The sequence below is a fragment of the Ignavibacteriota bacterium genome, assembly GCA_016713565.1.
Classification (GTDB): domain Bacteria; phylum Bacteroidota; class Ignavibacteria; order Ignavibacteriales; family Melioribacteraceae.
Genome location: JADJOX010000007.1, coordinates 1547491 through 1569453, shown reverse-complemented (window position 1 = coordinate 1569453; position 21963 = coordinate 1547491). Strand labels below are relative to the sequence as shown.

The window sequence follows — 21963 nt, the reverse complement described above, 5'->3', positions numbered from 1 at the left end:
CCATTATGGGAAACAAATGAAAATATTGAAATTGTCTCTGTTCATCAGCACTGCCGCTTTAATTTCTTCATGCGGATTATTGAAAGAAAAATATACTGTTAAATATAATTTAGTTGAACCAAAAAATAATATTTATGAAATAGTAAAAAATGACGTTGATGAAAATGAAATTAAGAATAATTTCTTTGAAAAAATAACTTTACAAAACGACAAGCCTTTAAAAATTGAACGCTGCGGTAAAACCGGAAAATTAACCGATGAATTATTTGCGCCGGCGGTAACGGTTTTTGAATATTATAATAACGGAAATACAAAGTTTGTTAAAAATTTTGATGAAAAATTAAAGCCGCTGGCGGATAAGAAATTTGGCTACGCTTCAATTGAATACGTTTATGATGAATTAAGCCGCGTACGAATTGAAATTTACAGAGATGAAAATTTTAAATTTCTTCAAATACCTACAGATACAACCGGCTCAATTACTAAAGTTGATTTTATTGCTCCAATATTGGTTTATGACTATTTTGATTTTCAGACTCGAATAAAGGCATTTGATCAAAACTTTAATTTACTTAAAGAAGTTGTTGGTGAAAAACCTTGTATACCTTTTATTGATTGCGGAAATTAAATAAATATGAAACAACCAATTAGAGAATATCATCAAGATGAATTTACAATATCAACGGATCCGGTGAAATTACAAATTGATGTGATACATAATTTTTTAAAAAATGCTTATTGGTCCAAAAATATTCCATTTTCAATTGTAAAAAATTCTGTTGAAAACTCTTTTTGCTTTGGAGTTTATTATAAATCAGATCAAGTTGGTTTTGCCCGATTAATTACTGATTTTACTTCTTTTGCATATTTGGCGGACGTTTTCATTCTTGAAGAATTTAGAGGAAAAGGCTTATCAAAATGGCTTATGAAAACCATTATTGATTTTCCCGAACTCCAAAGTTTAAGAGGATGGATGTTAAAAACAACCGATGCCCACGAACTATATAAAAAGTTTGGATTTACATCGCCTAAATTTCCAGAAAAAATTATGGAACTTTCCAAATTGCCAAACGGTTACTCAAATAATTAAATTTTTCCTTAAGTAATATAATCATATGAAAATACTTGTCGGTTCAAAAAATCCCGTTAAAATATCTGCCGCAAGAGAAGCATTCTCATTATATTTTGATAATGTTGAAGTGGTTGGAATTTCTGTACCTTCATTTGTGCCGGATCAGCCGATAAATGAAGAAACATATCAAGGCGCGCAAAATAGAGCAACTGAATTGCATAAAATTAATTTTGATCAAAATCTTAATGCCGAATATTCTGTTGGAATTGAGGGTGGAATTCAAAAAACATTTAACAAATGGTTTGCGTTCGGCTGTATGTGTTTAGTTCATAAAAGCGGAAAAACATCATTTGGAACTTCTGCCCATTTTGAACTTCCGGATATTGTTACAAAACAATTATTGGAAAGAAAAGAACTTGGTCATGTAATGGATGAATTAATGGAACAGGAAAATACCAAACAAAAAGGCGGAGCAATTTCTTATTTCACAAACGGCAGAATGGATAGGAAAGAATTATACATTCCCGGTTTAATAAGCGCGCTTGTTCCCTTCCAACATGAAAATTTATATTTTAAACAATAATTTTTTTTGATCTAATTAGATTTTAATTTTGCAGGAAATAGTGCAGTATTTTAAACCATTAAACTTACCTATTTAAATTGCAGACTTCATTTCTTATTTTTACAACTTATTATTCAACAAACTGTGAAAAACATGAGACTTAGCAACGCATTTATTCCAACATTAAAAGAAAATCCAAGTGACGCGGTTATAACAAGCCACATTTTATTAGTAAGAAGCGGAATGGTTAGAATGCTTTCCGCAGGAATTTATTCTTATCTGCCTCTCGGCTATAAAGTAATGAAAAAAATTGCTGAAATTATTCGTGAAGAAATGGACGCTATCGGCGGTCAGGAATTTCATCTTCCCGCATTAAATCCAAAAGAAATTTGGGAAGCCACTAATAGAGTTGAAGCATTCGGTGATACGCTTTTTCACATTAAAAACAGAGATTATGTACTTGCGCCGACTCATGAAGAAATTATGACTTACCACGCAAAAGGGGTTTTGAAATCATATAAAGACTTGCCGCAAATTTGGTATCAAATTCAAACTAAGTTTAGAAATGAAGCCAGACCAAGAAGCGGAGTTATTAGAGGAAGACAATTTTTAATGAAGGATGCTTATTCGTTTGATTCAAGCAGTGAAGGTTTGGATGTTTCATATGAATTGCATGATAAAGCTTACAGAAAAATATTTGACAGATGCGGATTAAAATATTTTGTTGTAGGCGCTTCAAGCGGTGCTATGGGCGGAAGTAAATCGGAAGAGTTTATGGTTAAATCGGATGCCGGTGAAGATTATGTTGCGTATTGCGGTAAGTGCGGCTACGCTGCTAATGCCGAGGTTTCTACTTCAACAATAGGTTCCGTAATAAGAAATGTTGAAAGCAAAGAGGTATATGAAATCAGCACACCGAATATTAAATCGATTAACGAACTTTGCGAATTCCTTAAAATAGATGAAAGAGAAACGGCAAAATCAAGAATTTATTTTCATAATAATGTTCCGATTTTGATTTTAATGAGTGGAAATGATGAAGTAAATGAAACCAAACTACAAACAATTTTAGGCGGAGATGTTCGCCCAGGGCATCCCGATGAATTAAAAGAAATAACCGGAGCTGATGCCGGTTCAATTGGTCCAATTAATTTTAGACATAGAATTATTGCCGATTTAAGATTAAAAGACGGAAATAATTTAATCAGCGGCGCAAATAAAAATAATTATCACTTGGGCGGAATTGATCTTAATCGCGACGTTCCAAATTTGGAATATTTCGATCTTCGATTAGTTGAATCCGGTGAACCTTGTCCAAAATGTTCCGAGCCGATAGAAGTTTTTAAAGCAATTGAACTTGGTCATATTTTCAAACTGGGCACAAAATATTCTGTCGGTTTGGACGCGATGTTCTTGGATGAAAACGGAAAAGAAAACCCTATAATTATGGGAAGCTACGGAATTGGTTTGGATAGAGTACTAGCATGTTATATTGAACAGAACAATGACGATAAAGGAATTATTTGGAAAAAACCGCTTAATCCTTTTGACGTACATTTGATTGGATTAAACATGAAAAAAGATGAAGTTATAAATGCGTGTGAAAAACTTTATAAAGAATTCAGCGCGAATGGTATTGATATAATTTTCGATGACAGAAATAATGTGCAGGCGGGATTCAAATTCAGTGATGCCGATTTGATCGGTGTTCCTCTTCAGATAATTGTCGGTGAACGTGGATTAAAAGAAAACATGGTTGAAGTAAAAATCCGCGAAACAGGTGAAAGACTAAACGTTAAGTTAGATGAATTATTGACAAAAGTTAAAGATCTGCTTAAATAAAATATCTGTACTAAGTGTTGTTGAAATAAAAAATTAGTTTTACTTTTTTTAACACTAAAACAAAGTTTAATATTATTTTAAATTGATATTAAATTTTATACAAATGTCACATTAAGTTATAAATTCATACTTAGCAAAATTGAAGTATGAATTAAGAAAACAAATATAATTACATCAAAATGCAATCCACACTTTACATAACACCAACCCCAATCGGGAATTATGAGGACATAACTTTACGAGCGATAAAAATGTTAAGTGAAGCGGATTTCATTTTCTGTGAAGAAATAAAACCGGCAAATCGTTTACTTGCACATCTTAAAATTTCCAAACAACTAATTCCCTTGAATGAACACAACGAAAAAGAGATTGTTGATGAAATAATTGGCAAGTTAAAAGAAGAAAGCAGAACCGCGGCGTTGATTTCGGATGGCGGAACTCCGTTATTTTCAGATCCCGGACATTATTTAGTTGAACAATGCATTACAAATAAAATTAATATAGTTCCTCTTCCCGGCGCAAATTCTTTAATTCCCGCTTTAGTTTCATCGGGTTTTAATATTGAGAAATTTTACTTTTACGGCTGGCTTTCGCCCAAAAATGAAATTAGAAAAAATGAGCTTTTAAAATTAAAAAAAATAAAAGAGCTTATTGTAATTTTAGAAACCCCATATAGATTAAAAAGATTACTAACAGATGTTGTAACTTTTTTTGGGCCACATCAAAAAATTTCTTTGGCATTTAATATTTCAATGAAAGACGAGAGAATCTATAGAAATTCTGCTTCCGTTATCTTAAAAATTGCTACAGAGAATAATTTAAAAGGTGAATTTGTTCTCCTGGTAGATAATAGAAATTAATAATTTATAATCATACCTTCCTGTCAACTATATTTTATAAATATAAAATAATTTGCTAAAATATAAATTCCTTTATAATTTGATGTACATTCCTTTTACGAAGAAATTCAATTTAATAAACTAATCGGAGGTACAATGAAAATTTCAAAAAATGTTTTCTTGCCTTTTTTAATTCTATATATTCTTTTTTTTATAGGATGTGAAAAACAACCTGATATTACCGCTCTTAAGACCGAAGTTAACTCCATTAATGATATGATGGAAGAAGCTATTATATCTAACAATTATGATAATCTCTTAAAATTGTATACTCAAGACGCAATATCATTACCAAGTTACCAACCAATGTTAAAAGGGTTGGAAGCAATTAAGTCTAATTCAAATTCCCAGACGGATATGCAGGGCAAAATGAAAGAGTTTGTTATAACATCAACGGATGTTTGGGTAAGCGGAAATTTTGTTGTTGATATTGGAACTTACAGCATGACATTAGAACTGCCCGATTCAAATAAGACAGAAATGAAAGACCATGGTAAATATTTAACACTTTTTGAAATTCAAAAAAATGGTTCTTTGTTAATGAAAGCCGATACATGGAATACAGATTTAAATCCTTGGGAACAAATGGGTAAGCAGTAAAAAGTGTGCTGTAATTAATTATTGATATAGATAAAATGATGCTACATTCCGGAATTAAATACGATTTTAATGAAAAACCTTGGAGATATAATGGTCAAAGTAGTTGGACTTTTATTTCGTTACCCCGCAAAATATCAAGAGAAATTAGAGATAATTTTATATCCGAAGAAAAAGGTTGGGGAAGACTAAATGTAACTGCAAAAATTGGAAACACTTTATGGCAAACGGCTATTTGGTTTGATACAAAAATGAACACATATTTATTACCTTTGAAAAAGGAGGTTAGAAAAAAAGAAAACATTGAAATAGAAAAAAATGTAAAAGTTAGTTTGTGGATATAAAATTTCTAATTAATTATTAATTATAAACTTAAAATAAAGAAAATAAAAGTATGACAAACGCAATTAATTGGTTTGAAATCCCAGTAGCAGATTTCACAAGAGCGAAAAAATTTTATGAAACAATTTTAGGCGCAGAAATAATAGAAATGCCTTTCCCGGGCGGGAAATACGGAATGCTGCCGGCAGATATGCAAAACGGAGTTGGCGGCGGACTTGCACAAGGCGAAGGTTTTGAACCTTCAGAAAAAGGAACCATCGTTTACTTAAATGGCGGAGAAGATTTGAATTTATCTTTAAATAAAGTTGAACAAGCCGGCGGAAAAATAATAATACCTAAAACTTCAATTGGAGAAAATGGTTTTATGGCACATTTTATTGATACCGAAGGAAACAGAGTTGCACTTCACTCAATGAAATAATTTCTATGGCATATAACGAAAAGTTGACAAACAAAATTATTATACCAATTTAAAAATCCGGAATTTTATATATTCTTTCCGGATCTTTATTTAAAAGAATTTGCGTAATCTTCAACTTGTTTCCATACTCTTAACATATTTCCGGAACAGATCTTCTCAATATCACTTTCTGAATAATTTCTTTTAAGTAATTCATAAATTAAATATGGTAGATATGAAACATCCGTTAAATTTTTCGGTAAAGTATTCACGCCTTCAAAATCGGATCCTAATCCAACGTAATCAACTCCTACTAATTTTACTACGTGATCAATATGATCAGCAACATCGCTAACAGTTCCGGGATCCATCGTATTATTCTTTAAATAATTATCAACATATATTTTACCTTCACCCGAACTACGTGAAAGATGATTATCTGTTAAATATTTATCCATTTCTTCAGATTTTCTATTAAAATCACCGCTTATAAAATAAGAACCAAATGTAATTTGAATAACTCCGTCTTTTTCGGCTAATTTTTTTATCATATCATCACTCATATTTCTTTCAAAATCCGGAGTGAAATATCTGCATGAAGAATGTGTAGCAATTACCGGAACTTTTGAAATTTCTATTGCTTGATAAAACGCGTCATCCGAAACATGGGATATGTCTACCATAATTCCCAGTTTATTCATTTCTGGAATTAATGATTTTCCAAACGGACTTAATCCTTTCCATCTTTTGTTAGGATCGTAAGATGAATCGCATATATGGTTTGATTTGGAATGAGTCAATGTTATATACCTTATTCCTCTATCATAAAAATATTTGAGTCTTTCAAAACTTCCGTTTATCGGACTGCCGTTTTCCATTCCCATCGGTAACGATATAATTCCTTTTCCAAATTGATTTTTTACGTCTTCGGTTGAAAGCGCAATCTCAAATTTATCCGGATAAATTTTTGCAAGCTTTTCAACTATATTTATTAATGCATCGGCGTTTTTGAACGCTTCTTCTGATTCACCCAAATCCGCTTCGGTGTAAATTGACATAAACGCTGCATCCAATCCGCCGTTTTTTGCCCTAACAAAATCGAAATGTCCGTCTGCCGTCTCCTTTGAAACATCTTCCCAATTACTTTTTAGTCGTAAAGGAAGATCAATGTGCGTATCAATTATTAATATTTTATTGCTTAGTTCTACAGCTTTATTAAAAAGATCGGTATCAATTTTCTGATCATTTCCGGCGTTTAAATTCATTAAGCCACCCCAAATTATAAATAATAAATAAGTTAGATTATTCAATTGAACCTCTGGAATTTTTATTAGTGAAAATGTTAAATGTACTTTTATAAATTTATTCATTTTTTTCATAAAGTGATTTATATCACTAAATAATATTTTATAAAAATCGAAAATCAATTAACAAAACAGAAATTTAATTTGGCTATTTCAAACATTATATTAATTTGCTTCCTGCTATTCTTTACTCATTCAAGCATTAAAATTATAAGAAGAAATAAAAAATCTGACTTATTAAAAAATCAAATATGATATAAATCACTTAAATTTATTATCATACTGCCGAAACTAAGTTAGAAATTATTACTTATTTATTCAAACAAAAATCGAAAATTTTATCGGGAAAAAATAAATGAAAATCAAATTACTGTTTATAAGTATATTGACAATTTCCTTTTTTGCATGCGGTGAAGACAATTCTATTTTAAATCCTAATCTTAATTTGGATTCGCAAAATAATACTTTTACGAAAATTAATGGCGATACTTCCATTGTTACTGTTGATACAACTTTTTTTAAGCAAAAAATATCTCAAAGTTTAATAGTAAACGGTGATAAAGGCGGAAAAATATTTATTAAGCATTTATTTAAGAATAAAAGAAACAAAATTCTAAAACTTGATGCCGTTTTGACAATTCCAGACAGCGCGTATAAAGGCGATCTTACATTTGATATAATTTTTGATTTAGAAACTCTTGGAGTTGAATTATATCCTTCTCCCTTTAAATTTGATAAGCCTGTTATTCTTGACCTAAAGTTTATGAATGCGGATTTAAAGGAATTTGAATTGAAGGAGTTTAATTTTGATTATCTAGACGGCGATTCCGAGCACTTAAAATTTGATAAATTAAAATACGATTTTGAAAAAGGATTGCTTGAAATTACCGGCGTGGAAATTCCGCATTTTTCAAGATACGGATGGACTAGAACAAAATAGTATATAACCTTTCATATATTCTCTATTATTGAAAATCTGCCGCCTAAAACAGCAGATTTTTTTTTAACATTAAACACTCTATTCTCCCTTCTTTCGTAATTCAAGAGCTCCCGAATGTAATTTGAATCACTATAATATAAATATAAAGTGCCGACAATTTATAAGAAAATATAATCTTTATCTGATATTTAAAAATGTCGATAGACCAAAAATCTATATAAATAGTTTCTGCGGTTCAAGGGGGGAAACCAAAGAGATCTGTTAGGAGCCTTAAAACGTAACTAACAGATTTTTTATTTAAAATTGTGTTTATGCGGCTGATTGTATTTTTATTGGGAAACTGATAATAAAAGTTGTTCCTTTTCCTAATTCACTTTCCACTTCAATTTTTCCGCCAAGCAGCTCTATATATTTTTTTGTAATTGCCAAACCTAAACCACTTCCTTGAAAATCTTTGGTAAAACCTTCGCTCAACTGCTTGAATTCCTTAAAAATCATAGGAATTTGATTTTTACTAATTCCTATTCCCGAATCTTGAACTTTAAGCACAAAGTTTGAATTAAAAGTATCATTTTCTATTGATGTAATAATTTTAATTTCGCCTTTTGAAGTAAATTTAAAAGCATTGTTAATAAGATTTTCAAGAATAACTCTAAACATTGAAGAATCCATATCAATCATAAAAGTTTCCGCGTGAACGTTAATTTCAAAACCAAGTTTTTTATTGGATAGGGCTCCTTTAAAACTTGTACACGTTTCTCTAATTTCTTGAATAATGTCGATTGGATGAGCGTTAACTTCAACTAAATTAGATTCCAATCTTGCTAAATCCAATATCAAGCTTAAAGTTGAAAGTAGCCTTTTGCCAGTTCTATTTATTCCTTCGGCCATTTCTTTTAGTTCCGGATCATCAAGCATACTTCTCATTAAATCGGAATACCCTAAAATTCCAACTAGAGGAGTTCGAAGTTCGTGGCTCATATTTGCAAGAAATGTTGATTTCGAATTGCTCGCGGCTTCTGCATTTTCTTTTGCAATTACCAAATCCTTTTCTATTTTCTTTCTCTCATTAATTTCATTTTCAAGTTCCTGCGTTCTTTCATATACCAGCTGCTCCAATTGTCCTTGATATATTTCCAGCTGAATTTTTTTCGATCTTAATTTTTTTTCTGTTTCGATCAATAAAATATTCTGCTTTCTTTTCTTTCTATAAAAAAAATAAATTAAAATTGATGTGCAAAATCCAATAAAAATAAATCCGAACAAACCGAATGCCATTAATGTTTTATTCGCATTTTCTTCGTTTAATAGCTTGATTTGATTTTCTTTTTTTTCTATATGTTGTTTAACTTCCAATTCGGCAAGTACTTTTTTATTTGTATAATAGTTTAGGCTATCAATAATTTTCATTACATCTGAATAGTTCTCAATCGCCAAGCTATAATTTCCACGTAGTTTATTTGTTTGCGCTAAAAGCAATAAATAATTTTTTTCTTCCTCTAGCATTCCGAGATTTTTAAATCCTTCAACGGCTTTTGTTAAGTTTAATTCGGCTTCATTTAAAATTTCATTTAATTTTATTTGACTGCTTATTTTTTTATTGAAATCATAAATCTTTAATTTAAGTTTTCCAATACTTCCATATTGATAAGCTATTCCATAATTATCATTAATTTTTTGTGAATATTTAAGTGAATTTATAAAATAAGAAAGCGCCTCGGAAAATTTATTTTGTTCAGCATAAACTAAGCCTATATTACCTAAGTATATTGCAAAATTGTATTTATCATCTATTTTCTTAAAGATTTCCAGCGCTTTTTTATAATAAGTAATTGCCTGGTTTAGTCTATTTAATTCAGAATATGTTAAGCCAATATTGCCGTATTGTATTGCCAAACTCGATTTAAAATTTAAATTTTCGTATATCATTACCGCTTTCTTGAAATATTCCAAAGCGCTGTTATATTTTCGTGCGGTACTTAGCAGAATACCAATTTTCCCATAAATATCTGCTATTCCTTTTTTGTAATTTAATTCCTGATATAAATATAACGCACTGTTAAAATTTTCAAGGGAGTTATTGAAATCGGAAATGTTGAAAAATGAAATTCCAAGTTTTGATTTTGTGTCGGCTATTTTATGGTTATCTTTTAGTTTTTCAAAAATATCCAAGGCATAATTATGATTTTCAATTGATAATTTTATATCGCCTTTATATCTGTAAATTTCACCCAGTATATTATATGCGTCTCCTTTACCTTTTTCAAATTCAATTTCGCTTGAATATTTTAGAGCAAGGTTTGCATATTTTAAACTCTCATCAAAATCAGATGTTGTTAAATTCCACGAAATTTCATTAAGCAGATTAACTTTAGAAGTATCTGTTGCTTCTTGGGATAATAGATACTTTAGGCTGTCAATTTTTGAAACTGCAAACCGGTTGTCTAATTTTTTCTGTCCGGAATATATTTGAACGAATTCAATAAGTAAAAATGAAATCAGTAAAAATATTTTTCCATTATAAATTGACATTAACTTACATTAACAATTAATTATTAATAATATTCACTTAATTATCGAATAAGTTAATAGGAGATTTAAAGCAAAAAACCCGCTTTTGAATGCGGGTTTAGCTATTAAAATACCAATGGTATTTTATAATTCTACGCGAGTATCAATATTTCATAAAATGACATTTTAAATTTTTCTTTATCTTATTATCTTTTTATTAATTGAATTTCTATAAAATTACTGAAATTTGCAGATTTATATAACAAATCGTAAATAGAGTTTTTAATTTTAAGGTTACCGTTATCTTTATTTAAGCTTTACAAATTATATTTCAGTTTGACATTTAGCTTCATTAACTCTTCAATTTACTTATATAATATTTATCTCTAATTTATCCTACTTCATCAATATCATTTTCTGTGTTTTACTAAATCTATCAACCTGAAGTGTATAGAAATAAATTCCACTTGGTAAATTGCTTCCGTCAAAGTTCATTTCATAATTTCCGGAAACTAATTTATCATTAACTAAAGATGCGATTTCCTTTCCCAGAACATCAAAAATTAATAATTTTACATTTGATGTTATACCGTTTTCATTCTGCGGGACTGAAAATTTAATCTTTGTTACGGGATTGAAAGGATTAGGATAATTTTGCGCTAAACTGAATTCTTCAGGTCCGGAAATATAAACCTCAATTTCCTCCGAATATTCGTACATACCGTCAATATCTATTTGCTTTAATCTGTATAAATATTTTCCCGCAGAATTAACCGAGCCGTCTTCATAATTATAATATTTGGGTGAGTTGCTGTTTCCATGACCGTTTATAAATGCAATTTTTTGCCATTGCGCCTCAGAACTTGCGGCTAAATTTTCTTTTCTTTCAACTTCAAAGCCATAATTATTTACTTCCGTCGCGGTCTCCCAATTCAGCATTACTTTGCTTTCATTAACATTTGCGGAGAAAGTCGTCAATTCCACTGGAAGCGGGGATGAGCTTTCTTGTATTATTGCTCTCATTTCATAAGAACCATTAAAAACGTTCCAACTGCTGCCGTTAAAATAATATGATCTGCTATTTGAAGTATTGCTTATTACCATATAAACAGAATTTGAAGGAACTGTGTAACCTACAAAAAAATCACCGGTTAAATCATGAAGCTGTTCCGAATAATTTCTTAAATCAATCACAGTAAAAGGAAACGGATTATCCAAAGTTGCTTCAGGAACCACAGTAAATGGAGTTATTAGGTCATTTCCCGGAACTCCATTATTATTACTCCAAACATGAAACAGCATATTGGAATTTGAAAGATTAGTATCTCTGTAATTTCTTATTAATACCGTCACTAATTTTCCATACATATTTGCGCCAACTGATATTTTAACCGCAACCGCTGCGGATCCTGTTGTTGTCGCAACAGCATCAACAATTCCATTTTCATATGATAAATATTTACCTGAAATATATTGATACTTTTGAGATGCAGATGTATCTGATTGGTTTGGGATTGGCGCATTATCCACAGCTTTAATTTTATAAGTAATTTTTGAACCCGGTGCTTGAGCCGGAATTGTAAATGAATAATTATTACCCGTTGTATTTGTTCCCGCCACACTGTTTGGTCCAATGCCGTCAACATTGTAATAAAGAATAGTCGAATTTATTCCCGATATATCCGAAATTTCCGCAATTACATTTTGCTCGTTTTGAGTGCTTTCGTAAAATTCGGGTCCGTTATGAACAATTAGCGGAGCTGAATTATCTGTATTTAGACCTAATATTTCAACATCGTCAATATAAATTCCATCAGCAACAACGTATTGATCACTGGAAAATCTGAACCTGATTTTTACATTTGATAATCCTGCGTATCCACCAATATTAAATGTATATTTCTGCCAAGTCGATGATACGCCGGTAAATTCTTTTAACTTTGAATAATTTGCGCCGCCATCCTTAGAAATTTCTACATAAACAAAATCAAAAGCATTTTCTAAATTATATTTGGCCCAAAAGTTGAATTCCGCACCAAGATAACCGCTTAAATCAATATTTATTGAGGATGCCGAGTTTGACTGCATATTCGAATAATTACCGCCGGGACTGTCGGTCAATGATTTTGCAGATGATTTGTAACTAGCCGTTGTTAATCCCCAGCTTCCTGTCAATGTCCACTTTGCCGTATCTGTATTAAAATTATCCGTAAAAACCTGTGTTTGCGCAAATATGTTAAATGAGGTTAAAAGTAAAAATGCGGTTAATAATTTTAATTTATCGAAATTAGAATTAATTGTTTTCATGGCTTTTCATTTTTTATATTACATGTGCAATAGCCATACCATTTGAAAATGTTTGAAAATGAGCTAATTTCGTAGAATATGTTTTATTTTGATGTGTTAAAATGAAGATTGTGTTTCAAATCACAACATATAAATTTCAAAATTTTTGAGAAACTTTGCAAAAAACATAAAGCATTTCTCTTGCAATTTCGTTATTTCTTTCCAAATATTTTGATTCTTCCAATTCCGAATTATCAAATTTTTTAGGGTCTTCATAACGAATTTGAAATCTTCTTTCAGCGCCAAATATTACCGGACAATTTTCATCGGCATCTGAACATGTCATGATTGCCGCAAAATCCTTTTGAGGATTTATTTTATCATTATATAATTTAGAAAAACAAGTAATTGAATCAGAGTTTTGAATAAATTTTAAATTGTAAATTATATTTTCCATTATACCGTTTTTCTTAATTTGAAATCCTATTTTTTGAAGGGTTTTTATCGCTCTTGGATTAAACGCAGTAACCTCAGTTCCGCCTGAATAACAATTAATATTTTTAATTCCATAAAATTCTGAAGCTACTTTTGCCCAAATTTGCGCAAACTGACTTCTTCTTGAATTATGAGTACAAATAAAAATTAAATTAATTATTTCATTCGATTTATATTTTTGTAAAATATAATTTACAAAAGGTTTCAATAACTCTTTTCTTTCATCAGAAATTTGATGAAATTCTTTAATTAAAGATTTTATGTAACTTTCAATTTTAGGCAACATATTATTTATAGATTCTTTGAGTTTTTAGAATTACATTTGCATTTTAATGCTGCGATTTAGTTAAATATGATGTCCAAAGATGCGATCTTTTAAAAAGTCCGCATCTTTAATATAAATTAGTTTTTATAACCAACAACAGTTATGCTGAAAATTCCAATTTTCTTATTTCTAAAGTCCGCAATTTCTTCGTTATTCAAATAATTTTGCAAAACATTATCCGGAAGTTCTATTACTTTTGTTTTCTTAATTTCAATATTTTCAAAACCCGTTTGTAAAATTATTCCTAGATAATCTTCCTGCTGAATTGCACCGGCAACACAGCCCGCATACATTTCAGCAGACTTTTTTAATTTTTCGGGAAGATTTCCTTTTATTACAATATCCGAAACGCAAAAATGTCCGCCTGCTTTTAGAACTCTATAAATTTCAGAAAATGCTTTTTGTTTGTTCGGAACTAAGTTTAACACGCAATTACTAATTATTACATTTACGGAATTATTTTCAAGCGGAAGATTTTCAATTTCACCAAGTTTGAATTCAACATTTTCAAATCCCAATTTTTCCTTATTAGCATTAGCTTTTGCAAGCATTTCCCGGGTAAAATCAATTCCGATTAATTTACCAGCGTTTCCGGCAAAAGGACGCGCGACAAAAATATCATTTCCGGCACCGCAGCCTAAATCAACAACAGTATCTCCGTTTTTAATTCCAGCAAATTCCGTTGGAACTCCGCATCCCAAGCCCATATCCGCGTCTTTTACATAGCCGTTAAGATTTGAATAATCTTCTTTCATCATGCTGTAATCCACAACCTTAGATTTTTTTCCACCACAGCAGCATCCGGAAGTCGCGACTGCAATTTCAGCATATTTGTTTTTTACGGATTCTTTGATTTCCGTTTCGTTATTCATAATGAAATTTCTCCTAAAATTTATTTTTTAAAAATGAAATACACCGCCAAAACTAAAAATATGAACCCAATAATGTGGTTTGATCTGAATGTTTCCGTTTTAAATAAAACAAGCGAAAACAACGTAAAAACCAAAAGTGTAATAACTTCCTGCAAGACTTTTAATTCAACAAGGCTAAAAGATCCGCCGTTTCCATTGTACCCGATTCTATTTGCCGGAACTTGAAAACAATATTCAAAAAACGCAATTCCCCAGCTGATTAAAATTACCGCAAATAGCCCGAGACTTTTAAATCCATCTATCTCTTTAAATTTTAAATGTCCGTACCACGCAAATGTCATAAATGTATTTGAAACAGTTAGTAAAACAATAGTGTAAATGGAATTCATAAATTTCTCATAGTTATGTTGTTTCTAGAAAATATTTTTTCTTAAAATAGAACGATAAATTTACCAATGATATTAAAACCGGAACTTCGACAAGCGGACCAACAACCGCGGCAAATGCTTCGCCGGAATTAATTCCGAATACAGCAATTGCAACAGCGATAGCTAATTCAAAATTATTACTTGCGGCAGTGAACGAAAGTGTTGCGGAAATTTTATAATTTGCACCAAGTTTTTTGCTTATAAAAAATGAAATTACAAACATTATTACAAAATAAATTATAAGTGGAATAGCTATTCTAATTACATCCAAGGGAATTTTAATTATATACTCTCCTTTTAATGTAAACATTACAAAAATTGTAAAAAGCAATGCCAGCAAGGTTAATGGGCTAATTCTTGGAATAAATTTTCGCTCGTACCAATCTATATTTTTAAATTTGATAAAAAAGTATCTTGTTAGCATTCCGGCAAAAAATGGAATTCCTAAATAAATTAAAACACTTTCCGCAATTTGATAAATTGTGATATTTACTTTAAAATTTTGAACTCCAAACCATTTTGGCAAAACTGTTAAAAATATGTATGCATAAAGTGAAAAAAATAAAATTTGAAAAACGGAATTAAATGCTACAAGCCCCGCCGCATATTCCGTATCGCCATTTGCTAAATCGTTCCATACAATTACCATTGCAATGCATCTTGCAAGACCAATTAAAATTAAACCCGCCATATATTCCGGATAATCTTGTAAAAATATTATAGCTAAAACAAACATTAGAATTGGTCCAATTAACCAATTTTGAATTAATGATAGTGAAAGTACTTTATAATCTTTAAAAGTTGTAAAAAGTTTTTCATATTTAACTTTAGCTAATGGCGGATACATCATCAAAATTAGACCAATTGCAATTGGAATATTTGTAGTTCCGGATTGAAGAGAATTCCAAAATTCCGCCATGGTTGGAAATAAATAACCGACAATTATTCCCATAAGCATTGCGGAAAAAATCCACAATGTTAAATATCTGTCAATTATTTTTAATTTAGCTTTCATTTTATTTCGTTTAATAACGATATGATAAATCAATTACAGCAAATTATATTTCTATCTAAACAAGAAATTTGATTTTTATCCTCAATAATTATTTTCTCATCGTTTATCCAAAAGTCAAGTTGAGATAAAATTGCATTTATTCTTACATCTTCAGATTTAAAATTAATTTGATAATTTACCCATTTCCCATCTTTCTGTTCAATAATAAAGCCGGATTCTTTAAGAATTTTAAGATGTTGAGAAACTGTGGAATTTGCTAATTTCAATAATTCTCTAATTTCACAAACACAAAGAATTTTTGACTGAAGTGCTTTTAGAATTCTTAATCTGTTTATATCGGAGAGCGCTTTGAAAATTTTTGTATTGTCTTTCATTTTATATTTCGTTGTTTACCGAAATATAAATGTAATTTATAATTTTGTCAATTATAAAATTATAAATTAATTTTGAAGTGTCTTCCCAAGCCAAAATCCAAAATTTAAACTATCTTCAAATCCGTCAACTTGATAAATTACGCCAAGTGCCGCGCCAATTGCTGCATTTTGAATTAAAAAATCGTCGCTTGAATTTAAATTTGTTTCAATAATTTTTCTGCAGATTTTCGCAATTTTTGAATAAGAAGGTTTTGTGTAATCATCGGAAAGTTTGCCTAAAATTTTCCAATCCTTTTCACTTATTAATAATTTCCCGTTATTCATCAAATAATTTGAATAGTTTGTTTTCATCAAATTTTTTAATGAGTAAAATCTTAATTTGTTCATCAAAAAAAAATCATCACAAATTAACAATGCTGATTTAAGTTTTAGTAAAGAATCTAAAGTCGGGTTTGCGGTTCCGCTTTCTATGGTTGAAAGAACAGGTCTTGTTATTTTTGTAATTCTGAGTAAATCTTCATGATTATAATTTATTGTTTTACGAGCGATAAAAATTATCAATGCAATTTCATCTTTAATTGAGTTAATATTCGACATAATTACTCATTATTGTAAATTATATTTTACAAATATATTTTTAAAATTTATATTAAGCAACAATTTCCATTTTGTTTATATTAAAAATTATTTTCTTAAGAATTTATTTTGATAACTCAAATTTGATGACAATATACTTAGTAATTGAAGTTTTATATATTTTTTTCAAAATTCAATTTTTGTTAAAAAATATTAAAACAGTTATTGTAAATTCATATTATTATAAAATGTAAATTATATTTTACATAAATTTAAATATAATTTACCCAAATCTTTAAATAAGGAATTCTTTAATAAAAATGAAATTTTGTACTTTAAAAATTGCAAAAAAAGTTGCATCTTAAACAACCAATAAATAGGGGAAGAAAGATGAAAGAATCCGTATTTAAAGAAGTCCACAAACACAAAATCGAAAATGATCAATTTGATAAATACAGAAAAAATCTAAAAGCAAAAGGAAAAAGGTTCAAAAATCATTTTCCAATTGAAACATTTGATGTTGAACAGGTTTTGGAAATGATTTCCAAGAAAAGCGTTGTTAGGTTGGGAGTTGTACAAGGCGTTGACGAAAATGGTCAAAAAATTTCCATGCTCGCGGCGTATAATTCAAATGGAGTTATGGTAGGCAAAGGTTTGCAGACCGGCGATCCTTGTCCGCCGCCCAAATGTGAGTAGAAGTTTATGCCGGAATATTTATCATTACTCCGTGAATTAAGTGTAAATTCAATTTATGCTCTGCTTATCCTGGTTTTGATAATTACTTTATTTAAAGGAAGAATAAAAAACAGAGAGTTGATTTTGGTTTTTTATGTTTGGCTTCCAATTGCTGTAATTACTCAATTTTTTATGACTTATTTCCGAGTTCATTTGAGCAGATCAAATTTACCGATTATGAATTTTTATTTGATGATCGAATTTATACTTTTCGTAGTTATTCTTCTTTTAGTAAAGAAAAATTCATTCGGAAAAAAAAGTAAATTTTAAGCTGTGGAGTATTATAGTTGTAATTGGATTGGTTTTACACTTAATTGATAAATTGGATACCATACATTCATCAGCAATGTTATTTATTGCAATAATATATTTTCAACTTTCAATTAACAGTATTGAGCTTGATAAAAGCGATGAATTAATTAAAGATCCGTTTACGATCTTAAATATTACAATATTCGTGAAAGCCTTCGGTTATTCTTACTTTTTAATTTACCAGACCGATTATACATTTCCATTAAGTATTTATAGCGGCGTAAATTTTCTTGTTCAAATTTTATTCGCCTTAACCTTGATTATGTACTATAAAAATCAACCGCAAAAAAAAGTAAAGCAGAACAAGATATTTTAAATTAAGTAAGCTTTAGAAAAGATCCTGATTTACAGAATTATTAAACTCCGGATAAATAAATTCCGGAGTTTAAATCTACAACCACCTTTTCATTAATTAAAAGAATGAGAAATTTTAAGATAAAGAATGTCCCAAAAATACATCGCATTATTGTTAACTTAAAACAAATTTAAAAATTCGCACTATCAAAAATGTTTTGTTAAAAGTGAATCTTCCTATTTCACTTTTTTAGTTATTTCACATTACTGCATTTTAGAACTCTAAATCCAACATTGCATCATTTCTTATATAAAAAACCAATCTGCAATTTTAAATCCTCAGCAAAAAATTTTACAAATATTCATGAATTAAGGAATTGCGAAAATGAGCTTATTTAGCGAATATTTTCCAAACTTTCATTTTTATGATATGAAGAATTTCCGTATTTTTGCACCGCACCCTTAGCTCAGCTGGTAGAGCAGTTGACTCTTAATCAATTGGTCGGGGGTTCGAGTCCCCCAGGGTGCACAACAAAAAGCCTTTTAAGATAATAACTTAGAAGGTTTTTTTTTCATAGTACTTATTATCAAGATAAAAAAGTAATTTTGTGTTAAGACAAAGTTTGTATTTTGCTTACCATTTTTATTCAGTTAGTTTACAAAAAAGATAAGGACTTGGATAAGATTTAATAAACAGTTAAACTCTTTTTAAATAAGCATTCATTTTGAAAATTTCTAAAGTTATTTACATTAAACAAACGAAATTTTTAAAAAGATTTTACTCTTTGGAGAAAAATATATTTAAAATTTTTTCTTTTATATCTTACCTAAATAATTGTTCTCCAAGTCAGTACTTCTTAATCATAAATTTATTACAATTTAAACTTATTAACCAAATTGTATTTACTATTAATGATTTCTAAACATTGATTATGAATTAGAACTTCCATAATTTTAATCAAATTTATACTTAATTAAGTGCTATAACTAAATATAAGACTTTGAGTCTTCTGTTAATATAATAGTAAATTTCTCTAATCAATATTAAATATTATCATAAATCATGAATAAATTTTCCCTTGTACTTTTTCTTCTAATAACTACTTCATTTTTTGTTAAAGGCCAAAACAATATTGGAGTTCACAATTGGGAGTATCACAAACAAAAATTGTCATCCATTAAAAATGAAGCTCATACGGACAACCAGGTTAATATAATTCCATTGAATAATTTTAAAAAGAAGACAGTATCAAAAACCATATTTGGCTATTTGCCTTATTGGGAATATTATAACGCTAAATCATATATTAGGTATGATTTACTTACTCATATAGCACTATTTAGTTATAGCATTAATTCGAATGGTTATATAATCAATCCGATTGGTGAATCTTGGCCATGGATCGACATTATAAATGAAGCGCACCAAAACGGCACAAAAGTAATTATGACAGTTGTGAATTTTGATATTACTCAGTCAGAAATGAATAATATTCTCACTAATCCAACTTTAACATTAAATTTTATAAATGATGCTAAAACAATAATCAGTACTTATAGTTTAGATGGTATAAATATTGACTTTGAAGCTAGTAATATATCTATCTCTGATAGGTCCGAAAAAATAAATAAATTTATGAAGGCACTGACCGATTCATTACATGGATTTTCATCAAATCTCGAAGTATCGTTTTCTTCACCACCTGTTAATTGGGATAATTATTGGGATTTTGAAGGATTGGCTAAAAGTTGTGATTATTTATTTGTTATGGGTTATGATTTCTATGGCAGCTGGAGTGATTATACAGGTCCAACTGCACCTATTGTTAGCAACGTTAGTAATTATAATATCACAAATACTATTGATATTCAGTATAAAAATATAACTAGAAATAATCCTGAAAAATTGATACTAGGTGTACCTTATTATGGCCCACATTGGATAGCACAAGGAGATAATGAAGGATCTGGAATAATTTCATTCGTTGATTCAGAAAAATTCAGAGATGCAGAGCCAAACTCTGAAATTTTTGGACTTAAATGGTCAGAAAATTTTAAAAATTCTTGGTATAGTTATTCGGACGGTAAAAATTATAGACAGATATGGTTTGATAATGATTCAAGTTTAGCTTTGAAATATAACCTGGCTAAATCTCGAAACTTAAAAGGTGTTGGTATATGGGCTTTGGGTTATGACGGTGACAGGTCTGAATTATGGAATTTAATTGATATTAAGTTCGGTTCCGGTAAATTGCCATTGCCGTCCATTCCCAAAAACTTTTCTGTATCGACTTTAAATAACAATAGTTTGAAAATAAGCTTTTCTCCATCAGATTATGCAGAATCTTATGAAATCTTCTCAAGCGAAGACAGTATGGAATTTAACCTCTATACTGAAATAACTGTGAATTCTTTTATTATTGACAGTTTAGAATTTTTAAAGCCGTACTTTTTTAAAGTTAGAGCAAAAAATTCATCCGGTCAGTCCTTGTTCAGTAAAATATTATGTGGAATTCCCTCAGAATCTAAAATACTTATAATTAATGGATATGAAAAGATAGATAGTACTGACAGTAATTTTGATTATATAAAAAATTACGTGGAACCGTTATTAAATTTAAAATTTGGTTTCTCTTCATGCTCTAATGATGCTGTTTACAATGGGAAAGTAAATTTAAACGATTTTGATATTGTGTTTTGGATGCTGTTAGATGAAAGTACTGCTAATGAGACATTTAATCATTTGGAACAGCAAAAAGTTAAATTATTTCTTGAAAATGGCGGCAAATTATTCATATCTGGATCTGAAATTGGATTTGACTTAGTACAAAACGGAAATGGTGAGGATGTAGATTTTTATTCAAATTATCTTAAATCCATTTATATAGCAAATTCACCATTAAACCAAAGTAGTACTTATTATTCTATTGAGCCGGTAACGGGCGAAGTTTTTGATGGGTTGGAAATGATTGCGTTTGATGACGGAAATCATGGAACGATTGATGTCAATGATCCGGATGCTATTGCTGCTAATAGCGGAGCTTCAAACATTATGCAATTTGTTAATATTAACTTTGCTTCAGGTGCTGCTGGAATAGCTTATTCTGGAGCTTTTGGAGGAAGTAATTTAGAAGGTAAGTTGATTTATCTTTCTGTTCCATTCGAAACAATTTACAATGCACAAGAAAGAAATAATTTAATGTTGAAGATAATGGAATATTTTAGTAAACCCGTTAATGTTGATCAATTAAACAGTAATAAGTACACATTATCAATGGAGCAAAATTATCCCAATCCGTTTAATTCTTCAACAGTAATAAATTACTCTGTACCAGAGAATTTAGCAAAGTTATCCGGCAAAATGCTTGTAACACTAAAGGTATACGATATTTTAGGACGAGAAGTAAATATTTTGATAAATGATTTTCAAGCGCCTGGAAGACATCAAGTAGTTTTTAATACTTCACAACTTGATTTAAATCTTTCGAGTGGAGTATATGTTTATAAATTACAGATTGGCAATTATTACAAAGCGAGGAAAATGATAATCTTAAATTAATTATAGCAATTCCCTAATTTGGGGTATATAAATGTTGTTAATTTCTCATGCAAGAATTTTTTTGGCAATTGATCTTAATTTTCTTTCTATTCATTTTCATAAGATGAATTTTACTGAAACAAAAATAAAATCATACAGTAAATAAAAAACCGAAGCAATTGAATTTTTTTTAACAATTAATATTTCTAACTCACTCTTGGTATTTAAAATCGATTTTGTTTAT

22 protein-coding genes and 1 tRNA gene are annotated in these 21963 nt (G+C 29.6%); 14 read left to right on the top strand and 9 right to left on the bottom strand.

What is annotated here, in order from left to right; translation table 11 throughout:
- Positions 1–16 precede the first annotated feature (16 nt).
- The 8 genes from IPK06_14205 to IPK06_14170 all read left to right on the top strand — a co-directional run bounded on the left by IPK06_14205 (position 17) and on the right by IPK06_14170 (position 5735).
- Complete coding sequence (locus IPK06_14205) at positions 17–628, top strand: hypothetical protein (protein MBK7981129.1); 612 nt, start codon at positions 17–19, stop codon at positions 626–628.
- 6 nt (positions 629–634) lie between these two features.
- Entirely contained in the window at positions 635–1090 is a 456-nt protein-coding gene (locus tag IPK06_14200; protein MBK7981128.1) for a GNAT family N-acetyltransferase, read from the top strand.
- 25 nt (positions 1091–1115) lie between these two features.
- Positions 1116–1655, top strand: a complete 540-nt coding sequence (gene yjjX / locus IPK06_14195) for an inosine/xanthosine triphosphatase (GenBank protein ID MBK7981127.1) — start codon at positions 1116–1118, stop codon at positions 1653–1655.
- A 132-nt stretch (positions 1656–1787) separates the two neighbouring features.
- The gene (locus tag IPK06_14190; protein ID MBK7981126.1) at positions 1788–3476 is read left to right on the top strand and encodes a proline--tRNA ligase; all 1689 of its coding nucleotides are present in this window, start codon (positions 1788–1790) and stop codon (positions 3474–3476) included.
- 179 nt (positions 3477–3655) lie between these two features.
- On the top strand, positions 3656–4336 hold the full coding sequence (gene rsmI, locus IPK06_14185; protein MBK7981125.1) for a 16S rRNA (cytidine(1402)-2'-O)-methyltransferase: 681 nt from the start codon (positions 3656–3658) through the stop codon (positions 4334–4336).
- 135 nt (positions 4337–4471) lie between these two features.
- Positions 4472–4975 carry a hypothetical protein gene (locus IPK06_14180; GenBank protein ID MBK7981124.1) on the top strand — a complete coding sequence of 168 codons (504 nt, stop codon included), beginning with the start codon at positions 4472–4474 and terminating at the stop codon, positions 4973–4975.
- Between the two features lie 38 nt (positions 4976–5013).
- On the top strand, positions 5014–5316 hold the full coding sequence (locus IPK06_14175; protein ID MBK7981123.1) for a DUF1905 domain-containing protein: 303 nt from the start codon (positions 5014–5016) through the stop codon (positions 5314–5316).
- 50 nt (positions 5317–5366) lie between these two features.
- Complete coding sequence (locus IPK06_14170; GenBank protein MBK7981122.1) at positions 5367–5735, top strand: VOC family protein; 369 nt, start codon at positions 5367–5369, stop codon at positions 5733–5735.
- Positions 5736–5821: 86 nt separating this feature from the next.
- Here IPK06_14170 and IPK06_14165 read toward each other — a convergent pair whose 3' ends face one another.
- On the bottom strand, positions 5822–7024 hold the full coding sequence (locus tag IPK06_14165; protein ID MBK7981121.1) for a dipeptidase: 1203 nt from the start codon (positions 7022–7024) through the stop codon (positions 5822–5824).
- Between the two features lie 349 nt (positions 7025–7373).
- On the opposite strand from IPK06_14165, the gene IPK06_14160 reads away from it, so the two are divergent.
- Positions 7374–7958: a hypothetical protein gene (locus IPK06_14160; GenBank protein MBK7981120.1), complete on the top strand. Its 585-nt coding sequence runs from the start codon at positions 7374–7376 to the stop codon at positions 7956–7958.
- A gap of 309 nt (positions 7959–8267) precedes the next feature.
- On the opposite strand, the gene IPK06_14155 is transcribed toward IPK06_14160, so the two are convergent.
- The 8 genes from IPK06_14155 to IPK06_14120 form a co-directional block, all read right to left on the bottom strand.
- Positions 8268–10490 (bottom strand): tetratricopeptide repeat-containing sensor histidine kinase, encoded by a 2223-nt coding sequence (locus IPK06_14155; GenBank protein MBK7981119.1) that lies wholly within the window; start codon positions 10488–10490, stop codon positions 8268–8270.
- A gap of 375 nt (positions 10491–10865) precedes the next feature.
- A complete protein-coding gene (locus IPK06_14150; protein ID MBK7981118.1) occupies positions 10866–12776 on the bottom strand; it encodes an immune inhibitor A in 1911 nt (636 codons plus the stop codon).
- Positions 12777–12912: 136 nt separating this feature from the next.
- Complete coding sequence (locus IPK06_14145; protein MBK7981117.1) at positions 12913–13536, bottom strand: protein-tyrosine-phosphatase; 624 nt, start codon at positions 13534–13536, stop codon at positions 12913–12915.
- A 116-nt stretch (positions 13537–13652) separates the two neighbouring features.
- Positions 13653–14447, bottom strand: coding sequence for an arsenite methyltransferase (arsM, locus tag IPK06_14140; GenBank protein ID MBK7981116.1), 795 nt, complete (start codon positions 14445–14447; stop codon positions 13653–13655).
- Positions 14448–14467: 20 nt separating this feature from the next.
- Positions 14468–14836, bottom strand: a complete 369-nt coding sequence (locus IPK06_14135; protein ID MBK7981115.1) for a DMT family protein — start codon at positions 14834–14836, stop codon at positions 14468–14470.
- Positions 14837–14849: 13 nt separating this feature from the next.
- Positions 14850–15890 carry an ACR3 family arsenite efflux transporter gene (gene arsB / locus IPK06_14130; GenBank protein MBK7981114.1) on the bottom strand — a complete coding sequence of 347 codons (1041 nt, stop codon included), beginning with the start codon at positions 15888–15890 and terminating at the stop codon, positions 14850–14852.
- Positions 15891–15919: 29 nt separating this feature from the next.
- Positions 15920–16264, bottom strand: coding sequence for a winged helix-turn-helix transcriptional regulator (locus tag IPK06_14125; GenBank protein MBK7981113.1), 345 nt, complete (start codon positions 16262–16264; stop codon positions 15920–15922).
- Between the two features lie 66 nt (positions 16265–16330).
- Positions 16331–16861, bottom strand: a complete 531-nt coding sequence (locus tag IPK06_14120) for a hypothetical protein (protein ID MBK7981112.1) — start codon at positions 16859–16861, stop codon at positions 16331–16333.
- A gap of 369 nt (positions 16862–17230) precedes the next feature.
- Here IPK06_14120 and IPK06_14115 point away from each other — a divergent pair, with 369 nt between their 5' ends.
- The 5 genes from IPK06_14115 to IPK06_14095 all read left to right on the top strand — a co-directional run bounded on the left by IPK06_14115 (position 17231) and on the right by IPK06_14095 (position 21740).
- Complete coding sequence (locus tag IPK06_14115) at positions 17231–17536, top strand: hypothetical protein (GenBank protein MBK7981111.1); 306 nt, start codon at positions 17231–17233, stop codon at positions 17534–17536.
- 6 nt (positions 17537–17542) lie between these two features.
- Complete coding sequence (locus IPK06_14110) at positions 17543–17845, top strand: hypothetical protein (GenBank protein MBK7981110.1); 303 nt, start codon at positions 17543–17545, stop codon at positions 17843–17845.
- A 28-nt stretch (positions 17846–17873) separates the two neighbouring features.
- Complete coding sequence (locus tag IPK06_14105; GenBank protein ID MBK7981109.1) at positions 17874–18203, top strand: hypothetical protein; 330 nt, start codon at positions 17874–17876, stop codon at positions 18201–18203.
- Between the two features lie 434 nt (positions 18204–18637).
- Positions 18638–18710, top strand: a tRNA-Lys gene (locus tag IPK06_14100).
- 534 nt (positions 18711–19244) lie between these two features.
- Entirely contained in the window at positions 19245–21740 is a 2496-nt protein-coding gene (locus IPK06_14095) for a T9SS type A sorting domain-containing protein (protein ID MBK7981108.1), read from the top strand.
- The last annotated feature ends 223 nt before the right edge of the window (positions 21741–21963 follow it).

Coding starts and splice junctions, on each gene's coding strand:
- IPK06_14190 (MBK7981126.1), top strand. CDS start 1,788: ATGAGACTTAGCAACGCATTTATTCCAACATTAAAAGAAAATCCAAGT.
- IPK06_14135 (MBK7981115.1), bottom strand. CDS start 14,836: ATGAATTCCATTTACACTATTGTTTTACTAACTGTTTCAAATACATTT.
- IPK06_14155 (MBK7981119.1), bottom strand. CDS start 10,490: ATGTCAATTTATAATGGAAAAATATTTTTACTGATTTCATTTTTACTT.
- IPK06_14095 (MBK7981108.1), top strand. CDS start 19,245: ATGAATAAATTTTCCCTTGTACTTTTTCTTCTAATAACTACTTCATTT.
- IPK06_14115 (MBK7981111.1), top strand. CDS start 17,231: ATGAAAGAATCCGTATTTAAAGAAGTCCACAAACACAAAATCGAAAAT.
- IPK06_14170 (MBK7981122.1), top strand. CDS start 5,367: ATGACAAACGCAATTAATTGGTTTGAAATCCCAGTAGCAGATTTCACA.
- IPK06_14180 (MBK7981124.1), top strand. CDS start 4,472: ATGAAAATTTCAAAAAATGTTTTCTTGCCTTTTTTAATTCTATATATT.
- IPK06_14110 (MBK7981110.1), top strand. CDS start 17,543: ATGCCGGAATATTTATCATTACTCCGTGAATTAAGTGTAAATTCAATT.
- arsM (MBK7981116.1), bottom strand. CDS start 14,447: ATGAATAACGAAACGGAAATCAAAGAATCCGTAAAAAACAAATATGCT.
- IPK06_14200 (MBK7981128.1), top strand. CDS start 635: ATGAAACAACCAATTAGAGAATATCATCAAGATGAATTTACAATATCA.
- arsB (MBK7981114.1), bottom strand. CDS start 15,890: ATGAAAGCTAAATTAAAAATAATTGACAGATATTTAACATTGTGGATT.
- IPK06_14145 (MBK7981117.1), bottom strand. CDS start 13,536: ATGTTGCCTAAAATTGAAAGTTACATAAAATCTTTAATTAAAGAATTT.
- IPK06_14205 (MBK7981129.1), top strand. CDS start 17: ATGAAAATATTGAAATTGTCTCTGTTCATCAGCACTGCCGCTTTAATT.
- IPK06_14160 (MBK7981120.1), top strand. CDS start 7,374: ATGAAAATCAAATTACTGTTTATAAGTATATTGACAATTTCCTTTTTT.
- rsmI (MBK7981125.1), top strand. CDS start 3,656: ATGCAATCCACACTTTACATAACACCAACCCCAATCGGGAATTATGAG.
- yjjX (MBK7981127.1), top strand. CDS start 1,116: ATGAAAATACTTGTCGGTTCAAAAAATCCCGTTAAAATATCTGCCGCA.
- IPK06_14125 (MBK7981113.1), bottom strand. CDS start 16,264: ATGAAAGACAATACAAAAATTTTCAAAGCGCTCTCCGATATAAACAGA.
- IPK06_14175 (MBK7981123.1), top strand. CDS start 5,014: ATGCTACATTCCGGAATTAAATACGATTTTAATGAAAAACCTTGGAGA.
- IPK06_14150 (MBK7981118.1), bottom strand. CDS start 12,776: ATGAAAACAATTAATTCTAATTTCGATAAATTAAAATTATTAACCGCA.
- IPK06_14120 (MBK7981112.1), bottom strand. CDS start 16,861: ATGTCGAATATTAACTCAATTAAAGATGAAATTGCATTGATAATTTTT.